This is a genomic window from Atribacter sp. (assembly GCF_035418125.1).
Classification (GTDB): Bacteria; Atribacterota; Atribacteria; order Atribacterales; family Atribacteraceae; genus Atribacter; species Atribacter allofermentans.
Genome location: NZ_DAOLQM010000339.1, coordinates 1 through 1,857 on the forward strand (window position 1 = coordinate 1; position 1,857 = coordinate 1,857).

Consider the following 1,857-nt stretch of genomic DNA (forward strand, 5'->3'; position numbering starts at 1 on the left):
GCAAACTTTTTAAGCATATCAAAAAAGATCCTCTGCCATCAACTTTCAGCTTATGCAATTAACAGTGATTACATCAATTATAAACTTAGTGTCAGATTTTTTATAATTACCTTTTTTAAAAAATTGAATGGTCGGACTCAATACAGTATAATTCAAATTCATCCAAAACCAAAATCAGTGATTCAGAACCTTCATCAGTTGATGCAATGCCTATTCTTGAGTTTTTATTTTGGAAAAGAACAGTTCAAACAATTTATTTAAGGAGGTGAAGTAATAGGAAAAATTAAAGAGAAAAACATTAGTGGTTTCTCTTTCCAGCAAAATAATTAAACCCTTTTTAAATCAAGCCTTGGAATAACTGCTTTTATAATATGCTAAAACACATCCGTCCAAAATAAATTTTTAAGATAGAAAAAAAGGCTGGTTGATATACCCAACGAAGTGGTATTTTTGTTTTGTGCAACAAAAAAACAACCAGCCATGACAAAAATATCACTTTTCAGTCAGATAATCAGTCTTCTTCCCCGAAATTCTTTTGATAGATTAGCCAATAAGTACCAAACCGATAAAAGTAATAAAGGCATTAATAGCTGGACACACCTTGTTTTCATGTTGTTTTGTCATATAGGACAGGCCTCAAGTGTCAGAGATATTAGCAATGGATTGCGGAGTATAACTGGCAACCTGAACCATCTTGGGCTGGGATGTGCACCCTCCAAGTCTGCCATATCTTACATCAACAAACATCGCAATTGGCAGTTATTCAAAGATTATTACAATGATTTGCTGGAGCATTTTCAGAGTCAGCACACTTTTATCCGTTCCAGACTAACCAGGTTACGTCGAAAGATATTCATTCTTGATGCCACTATAATCCCATTATGCCTGAGTGTCTTTAACTGGGCTAAGTTCCGAAGTCAGAAAGGTGCTGTAAAGCTTCATCTTATGCTTGATTATGACGGTTGTTTACCTGTTTTTGCTGATCTTACCAGCGGGAAGGTTCATGAAATAAATGTTGCCAGAATAACTGAGTACCCAAAAGGGAGTGTACTGGTTTTTGATATGGGATATATTGACTTTAAATGGTTGCATATTTTGGACAGCAAAGACATATTTTTCGTGACCCGTGCAAAAGATAACATGGATTATCAAATAGTGAAGGATCATGATACTCAAACAATGGAAAATGGTTATATAGTTGAAGATGTAAGCATCATGCTTTCAGGCTTTCAGTCTTCTCAGAACTACCCCCAACGTCTCCGCCTGGTTAAGATCTGGGATAAAGAATTGAATTGTGAAATGACATTTATGACCAACAACTTTTTTTGGACAGCAAAAACTGTTGCAGAAATATATAAGGAACGTTGGAACATCGAGATTTTCTTTAAAAGCCTTAAACAACACCTTCACATAAAAACCTTTGTCGGAACTTCTCCCAATGCGGTAATGATCCAGTCCCGATTATTATCGGGATGGACTGCACTCATTGCCATGCTTGTGCTGACATTCCTGAAAGCAAAGGCTGAATATCAGTGGCATTTGTCAAACCTGATAACATTCGTAAGGTTGAACCTCTTTGTAAAAATTGACCTTTTCTCCTGGTTAAACAATCCATTTTATAAAAAACCAACTCCAACTGAATATCAACTATCGTTATTTTCAGGATAATGGGGGCTTAATTTCAAAATCCGTCCAAAATCATTAATAAATTATTGTATATCAGTTGCAATTTTTGTTAGAAAAATTTATTTTGGACAGCAGTGATGCTAAAATAAGACTTAATATAGGAACTCAATTTGCTTTAGTAAAAACCAAGATGGATGATCCGATAATAACCACTAATGGTTTTGGATTTCA

The 1,857-nt window shown here is 34.9% G+C and carries 2 protein-coding genes; both read left to right on the top strand.

Going from position 1 to position 1,857, the window contains the following annotated elements; translation table 11 throughout:
* A partial coding sequence (locus PLK24_RS11190) for a hypothetical protein (protein WP_324479168.1) occupies positions 1-261 on the top strand: 261 nt, incomplete at its 5' end.
* 189 nt (positions 262-450) lie between these two features.
* On the top strand, positions 451-1,668 hold the full coding sequence (locus tag PLK24_RS11195) for an IS4 family transposase (protein WP_324479170.1): 1,218 nt from the start codon (positions 451-453) through the stop codon (positions 1,666-1,668).
* Positions 1,669-1,857: the final 189 nt, after the last annotated feature.